At 75.6% G+C, this 8214-nt stretch carries 1 protein-coding gene; it reads left to right on the top strand.

The genetic code is table 11. From position 1 onward, the window contains the following. A partial coding sequence (locus ACFPQ9_RS23160) for a type I polyketide synthase (RefSeq protein WP_380856339.1) occupies positions 1-8214 on the top strand: 8214 nt, incomplete at both ends.

The raw sequence follows: 8214 nt of genomic DNA, 5'->3' as shown, positions 1-8214 counted from the left end.
CGACGTGCCCGCCGCGGCGACCCTGCGCAAGGACTGCCCGGAGACGGAGACGCTGCTCACCGCCTGCGCCGAACTCTTCGTCCAGGGCGCCGACTTCGACTGGTCCGCGCTCTTCGAAGGGACCGGCGCACGTCGCGTCGACCTGCCCACCTACCCCTTCCAACGGCAGCGGTACTGGCTGCCCGACCACGCCCGCCCGGTCGTGAGCGCGGAGGCCGTCGCCGACGGGGGGTTCTGGGACCTCGTCGACCAGGGGGACGCCGACTCGCTCGCCGGAGAGCTCGGCGTGGACAGCGGTGCCCCGCTGGACGCCGTCCTGCCGGTGCTCGCCGACTGGCGTCGCAAGCGGCAGGAGGAGTCGCAACTGGCCGGGCTGCGCTACCGGATCGCCTGGCGGCCCGTCCGCACCCCGGCCCCCGGCCGGCTTGACGGCACCTGGCTGATCGCCGTCGACGAGAACACTCCGGCCGAGCGGGCCGATGCGGCCGCGGCCGCACTTCGAGCCGTCGGCGCCGACGTGACGATCACGACCGGACCAGCCTCCGATCCCGAGACGGGCGTGACGGTGAGGACCGGACCGGCCGCCGATCCCGTGGCGGGCGTGACGGTCAGGACCGGATCGGCCGTCGGCTCCGAGACGGACGCGTCGGTCCCGACCGGACCGGCCGCCGATCCCGAGACTCCGTACGCGGGTGTGCTGTCCCTGCTCGCCGATCCCGCGCATGTCCTGGCGCTCGGGCATGCGCACCCGGAGAGCTCGCTGTGGTGCGTGACCTCCGGGGCCGTGGCCGTGTCCGGCCGTGAGGGACCCGTGCGCCCGGAGCAGGCCGCCGTATGGGGGCTGGGCCGGGTCATCGCGCTGGAGCAGCCCGACCGCTGGGGTGGGCTCATCGATCTGCCGGACGAGCCGCAGCCCCGGCTCTGGCAGCGGGTCGCGGCCGTGCTCGCCGCCGGGGGAGCGGGGGAGGACCAGCTCGCCGTGCGCGCGAGCGGCGTCCACGCCGCCCGGCTGGTGCGTGACCGCTCAGCGCGGCCCGCTCGGTCGTGGCACCCGCGCGGCACCGTCCTGGTCACCGGCGCGACCGGCGCCCTCGGCGCGCACCTCACCCGGTGGCTGGCGACCGGCGGCGCCGAACACCTCGTACTTGTGTCGCGGCGCGGAGCTGACGCCCCCGGCGCCGCCGAACTCGGCGCGGAACTCCGCGAGTCGGGCACCGACGTCACCTTCGTCGCGGGCGACGTCGCCGACCGGGAGACCGTCGCGTCCGTCCTCGACACCTACGCGCCCACGGCAGTCGTACACGCCGCCGGCATCCTCGACGACGGACTCGCCGCCGACCTCACCCCCGAACGCCTGGCCCGCGTCCTCGCCGTGAAGGCCGAGGCCGCCCAGCACCTGCACGAGCTGACCCGGGAGCGGGAACTGGACGCCTTCGTCCTGTTCTCCTCCGTCACCGGCGTCCTCGGCAACGCCGGACAGGCCGCCTACGCCGCCGCCAACGCCCGCCTCGACGCGCTCGCCCAGCACCGCCGAGCCGCCGGCCTGCCCGCGACGTCCCTCGCCTGGGGCCCTTGGGGCGGGGCCGGGATGGCGGCCGACGAGACCGTCGCCGAACACTTCCGCCGCCAGGGCATACGGCCCCTGGAGCCGGCCCGCGCCCTCGACGTACTCGGCCGGGCCCTCGACGAGGACGTCACCTGCACGACCGTCGTCGACGTCGACTGGCAGCGCTTCGCCGCCGTCACGTACACCCGGCGACCGCTGCTCGCCGACCTCCCCGAGGCCGCGCCGTCCGCCACCGACGCCGGACCTGGTGCACCGGCCGCGGGCGCCCTCGGTACCGAACTGTCCGGCCGTACGCCCGCGGAGCAGGACCGGCTGCTGCTCGACCTCGTCGTCGAGCAGGTCGCCGCCGTCCTCGGGCACGCCGACCGGAGTGCCGTCGACGCCGGCCGCGCCTTCAAGGACATCGGCTTCGACTCGCTGACCGGCGTCGCCCTGCGCCACCGGCTCGCCGCCGCCACCGGCCTGGCCCTCCCCGCCACCCTCGTCTTCGACCACCCCACCCCGACCGCGCTCGCCGCGTTCCTGCGCACCCAGGTCCTCGGCGTCACCACCGACGAGATCGAGCGCGGCGGCCCCGCCCTCACGCCCGTCGGCGCCGACGACGACCCGGTCGTCATCGTCGGCATGGGCTGCCGCTTCCCCGGCGATGTGACCACCCCCGACCAACTGTGGGACCTGCTCGCCTCCGGCACGGACGGCCTCACGCCGTTCCCCGAGGACCGCGGGTGGGACGTCGAGCGCCTTTACCACCCGGACCCCGGCCACTCCCGTACCACCTACGCCCGCGTCGGCGGATTCCTGCACGACGCTCCCGACTTCGACGCCGAGCTCTTCGGGATCTCCCCGCGCGAGGCCCTCGCCATGGACCCCCAGCAGCGGCTGCTGCTGGAGACCACGTGGGAGGCGCTGGAGCGCGCCGGCATCGACCCGCTGTCCCTGCGCGGAACGGCCACCGGCGTCTTCGCCGGCACCAACGGCCAGGACTACCGCGACACCGCCGCCCGCACGCCGGGCGAGGACGTCGAGGGCTACGTCGCCACCGGCTCGGCCGCCAGCGTCCTGTCCGGCCGCGTCAGTTACACCCTCGGCCTGGAGGGCCCCGCCCTCACCGTCGACACCGCCTGCTCCTCCGCGCTGGTCGCGCTCCACCTCGCCGCGCAGGCCATCCGGCAGGGCGAATGCCGTACCGCCCTCGCCGGCGGAGTGACCGTGATGGCCACTCCGGGCATCTTCGTGGAGTTCTCCCGCCAGCGCGCCCTGTCCGCCGACGGCCGCTGCAAGGCCTTCGCCGAGGGCGCCGACGGCACCGGCTGGTCCGAGGGCGCCGCCGTCCTCGTACTGGAACGCCTCTCCGACGCGCGCCGGGCCGGCCACCCCGTGCTCGCCGTGCTGCGCGGCTCCGCCGTCAACCAGGACGGCGCCTCCAACGGACTCACCGCCCCCAACGGGCCCTCGCAGCAGCGGGTGATCCGGCAGGCCCTGACCGCCGCCGGACTGCGGCCCGCCGACGTGGACGCGGTCGAGGCGCACGGCACCGGCACGAGCCTCGGCGACCCGATCGAGGCACAGGCCCTGCTCGCGACCTACGGCCAGGACCGCCACGAGCCGCTGTGGCTGGGCTCCGTGAAGTCCAACATCGGCCACACCCAGGCGGCGGCGGGCGCGGCCGGCGTCATGAAGATGGTCCTGGCCCTGCGCGCCGGGCAACTGCCGCCCACCCTGCACGTCGACGCCCCCTCCAGCCGAGTCGACTGGGACTCCGGCGCGGTGCGGCTGCTCACCGAGGCACGGACCTGGGCGCGCGGGGAACGCCCCCGCCGGGCCGGGGTGTCCGCCTTCGGCATCAGCGGCACCAACGCCCACATCATCCTGGAGGAGGCGCCCGCCGCCGAGGCACCGCAGACGGACCCACCGGCCGTTGACGCCCCCGTCGGCGCGGTGCCCTGGATCCTCTCCGGACGCACCCGCCAGGCCCTGCGCGCGCAGGCCGCCCGGCTCGTCGCCCACCTCGCCGACCGGCCCGGCCTCGCCCCGGCTGACGTGGGCCGCACCCTGGCCACCGCCCGTGCCGCCCTCGACCACCGCGCCGTCCTGATCGGTGACGACACGGACACCCTCACCGCGGCCGCCACCGCCCTGGCCGACGGCGCCCCGGCCGCCCCGGTCACCTCGGTGGCGGGCGAGGGCCGCACGGTGTGGGCCTTCACCGGGCAGGGCAGCCAGCGCCCCGGCATGGGCCGCGAACTGTACGACGCCCACCCGCTGCTCGCACGGACCCTCGACGACACGTGCGCCCTGCTCGACGCCGAACTCGCCGGCGCCGACGGCTTCGACACACCGCTGCGCACCGCGCTGTTCGCCACCCCGGACAGCGCCGAGGCCGCCCTGCTGGGCCGCACCGGCTACGCGCAGGCGGGTCTGTTCGCCCTCCAAGTCGCCCTCGCCGAACTGCTGCGCTCCTGGGGGCTCACCCCCGACGTGCTGGTCGGCCACTCCATCGGCGAGCTGGCCGCCGCCCACACCGCGGGCGTCCTCGAACTCCCCGACGCCGTACGGCTGGTGGCCGCACGCGCACGCCTGATGCAGGCGCTGCCCGAGGGCGGTGCGATGGTCGCCGTCGAGGCCGACCCCGAGGACGTCGAGCCCTGGCTGACCGAGGGCGCGGTCGTCGCCGCCGTGAACGGGCCCGCCGCCGTCGTCGTCTCCGGCACGGAGACCGCCGTGGAAGCGGTGCTGGCCGGCGCGCGCGAGCAGGGCCGGCGGGCCACCCGGCTGAAGGTGTCGCACGCCTTCCACTCACCGCTGATGGAGCCGATGCTGGCCGAGTTCGCGGCCGTCGCGGACGACCTCACCTTCCGGCCGGCCCGCATACCGGCCGTCAGCACCGTCACCGGCCGGCCCGTCGCCGCCGACGACTGGGCGAACGCCGACTACTGGGTGCGCCAGGTGCGCATGCCCGTCCTCTTCCACGACGCCGTCCGCACCGCCACCGGCGAACTCGGAGCCACCCGCCTGATGGAGCTCGGCCCCGACCCCGTCCTCGCCGCGCTCGCCCAGCGCACGGCCCCCGACCTGACCGTGGCGACCTCGGCCCTGCGCGCCGGCCGAGCAGAGCCCGACACCCTGCTCACCGCCGTCGGTGAACTGTTCGTCCGCGGCACCCTGGTCGACTGGGCGGAGGTCTTCCGCGACAGGCACGCCCGGCTCACCGACCTGCCCACCTACGCCTTCCAGCGCGAGCGTTTCTGGCTCCCGGACCGCTCGGGCCACCGGCCCGCCGACGAGGGCTCCAAGGACGAGTTCTGGCAGCTGGTCGACACCGCCGCCCCCGCCGACGTGGCCCGTGAACTCGGCCTGCCCGAGGGCGCCTCGCTGGACGCGCTGCTCCCCGCGCTGACGCAGTGGCGACGCCGGCACGAGGAACGTGCCGCGCAGGACCGCCGGCGCTACCGCGTCGTGTGGAAGCCGGTGCCGATGCCCAGTGCGGCTCGTCTCACCGGCCGTTGGCTGATCGCCGCCCCGGCCGGCGCACAGGACGCCGACGCCTGCCTCGACGCGCTGCGTGCCGCGGGCGCGGACGCCGAACTCCTGCCCGCGTCGACGGCGACCGTGGAACTCGCCGCTCACATCCACGAGTACGGCCCGGAGGGCATCGTCGTCGTCCCGGACAGCGCCGATGCCCTCCCCACGCCCCACCTGCACCTCCTCCGGGCCCTGGCCGCCGCCGAACTGGAGATCCCGGTGTGGGCCGTCACCCGGTCCGCCGTCGCGGTCACCGCCGGGGAGCCCCTCACCCACCCCGACCAGGCGCAGATCTGGGGCTTCGGCCGGACCGCCGCCCTCGAACTGCCCCGTCTGTGGGGCGGACTCGTCGACCTCCCGGACGACGCCGGCCCCGGCGACTGGCAACGCCTCGCCGCCGTCCTCGCCGCCCCCGGCCCGGAGGACCAACTCGCCGTCCGCGCCTCCGGCGTCCACGCCGCCCGCCTCGCCCACGACGTACCGAGCGGCTCCGGCGCCCCCGTACTGTCCGCGCCGCGCGGAACCGTACTGATCACCGGCGGCACCGGCGCACTCGGCGCCCACGTCGCCCGGCGTCTCGCCGCCCTCGGCGCCCCCCACCTGCTGCTCGTCTCCCGCAGCGGCGCCCACGCGCCCGGCGCCGACGCACTGCGTGACGACCTCACCGCCCTCGGCACCCGCGTCACCCTCGCCGCCTGCGACGTGGGCGACCGCGACGCACTGGCCGACCTGATCGCCGCGGTCCCGGCCGAGACGCCACTGACCGGCGTCGTCCACACCGCCGGGCTCCCCCAGAACACCCCGCTCACCGACACCACCCCGAACAGCCTCGCCCAGGTGGTCTCCGCCAAGGTCACCGGGGCGAGGCACCTCCACGAACTGACCGCCGGCCTCGACCTCGACCTGTTCGTACTGTTCTCGTCCGTGGCCGCCGTCTGGGGCAGCGGCGGCCAGGCCGCCTACGCCGCCGGCAACGCCTACCTCGACGCCCTCGCCCAGCACCGCCGTACCCTCGGCCTGCCCGCGACCTCCGTCGCCTGGGGCCCGTGGAGCGGCGGCGGCATGGCCGCCGACGAAGCCGTCGCCGACCATCTCACCGGACGGGGCCTCGCCCTGCTCGCGCCGGACAGCGCCCTCACCGCGCTGGAGCAGGCGCTCCTCGCGGAGCGCACCTGCGTGACCGTCGCGGACGTGGACTGGGAACGCTTCGCCCCCACCTTCACCTTCACCCGCCCCAGCCCGCTCATCGCGGACCTGCCCGAGGTCATCACCGGCCGAGTCGCGACCACCGACACCCGCCACTCCCGTGACGTACCCGGCGCCTCCGAGGGTGAACTCGCGCGCACTCTGCGCGACTTGCCTCCCGCCGAACAGAACCGCACCCTCCTGGACCTCGTCCAGTCCCAGGTCGCCGCCGTCCTCGGCCACGCCTCTCCGGCCGGCATCGACCCCGAACGCGCCTTCAAGGACCTCGGGTTCGACTCCCTCACCGCCGTCGACCTGCGCAACCGGCTCGCCGCGAGTACCGAAGTCGCCCTGCCCACGACACTCGTCTTCGACCACCCCACCCCGTCCGCCCTCACCACCCACCTGCGCGACCGCCTCCTCGGCACGGACCCCGCCGCCCACACGCACACCCCCTCGGCCACCGCCTCGGCCGACGACGAACCCATCGCCGTCATCGGCATGGGCTGCCGCTTCCCGGGCGGCATCCAGTCGCCGGAAGACCTCTGGGACGTCCTGACCGCCGGCGAGGACCGCATGTCGCCGTTCCCGGACGACCGCGGCTGGGACATCCCCGGCCTGCTGGAGTCCACCTCGGCGGCCCTCGGTGCACCGTTCGCCGGACGCGGCGGCTTCATCCCGGACGTTGCGGGCTTCGACGCCGAGCTGTTCGGCATCTCCCCGCGCGAGGCCCTCGCCATGGACCCGCAGCAGCGGCTGCTCCTTGAGACGGCGTGGGAGGCGCTGGAGCGGGCCGGCATCGACCCGACGTCCCTGCGCGGCACGGCGACGGGCGTGTACGCGGGTGTCTCCGCCAACGGCTACGGCGGTTCCGTGCACGAGGCCGACGGCGACTCCGCCGGGTACCTGCTCACCGGAAGCACCCCGAGCGTCGCCTCCGGCCGCCTCTCCTACGTCCTCGGCCTCGAAGGCCCGGCCGTCTCCGTCGACACCGCCTGCTCCTCCGCGCTCGTCGCCCTGCACCTGGCCTGCCAGGCCCTGCGCTCCGGCGAGTGCGACACGGCCCTCGCGGGCGGCGCCACCGTGATGGCCAACCCCACGGCGTTCGTGGAGTTCTCCCGCCAGCGCGGCCTCGCCCCCGACGGCCACTGCAAGCCGTTCGCCGAGGCGGCCGACGGAACCGGCTGGTCCGAAGGAGCCGGCGTGCTGGTCCTCATGCGCCGGTCCGAAGCCGAACGGCGCGGCCACCGGGTGCTCGCCCTCGTCCGAGGATCCGCCGTCAACCAGGACGGTGCCTCGAACGGCCTGACGGCCCCCAACGGTCCCTCGCAGCAGCGGGTGATCCGGCAGGCACTGGCGGCGGCGGGACTGCGCCCCGGCGACGTGGACGCTGTCGAGGCCCACGGCACGGGCACCCGTCTGGGCGACCCGATCGAGGCACAGGCCCTGCTCTCCACCTACGGCCAGGACCGCGACGAGCCCCTGTACCTCGGGTCGATCAAGTCGAACATCGGCCACACCCAGGCCGCCGCCGGTGTCGCCGGGGTCATCAAGATGGTGATGGCGATGCGCGCGGAGCGCCTGCCACGCACCCTGCACATCGACGCCCCGTCCTCGCACGTCGACTGGACCACCGGCGCGGTACGCCTGCTCACCGACGCACACGACTGGCCGCGCCGCGAACACCCGCGCCGGGCAGGCGTCTCCTCCTTCGGCATCAGCGGCACCAACGCCCACGTCATCCTCGAAGAGGCCCCGCCCGCCCCGGCGACGGAGCCGGAGCGACGGCACAGCACACGACCCGTCGTGCCCTGGGTCGCTTCCGCACGGACGCCCACGGCCCTGAAGGGCCAGATCGAGCGACTGACCTCGCTCGACGCCGACCCGCTCGACGTCGGCCTGTCCCTGGCCACCACCCGCGCCACCCTCGAACACCGCGC

Origin of the sequence: Streptomyces coerulescens (genome assembly GCF_042657965.1) — a bacterium.
GTDB lineage: Bacteria > Actinomycetota > Actinomycetes > Streptomycetales > Streptomycetaceae > Streptomyces > Streptomyces coerulescens.
Note: the sequence above shows the minus strand (reverse complement) of the source record. Positions and strands in the feature narration are given on the sequence as shown.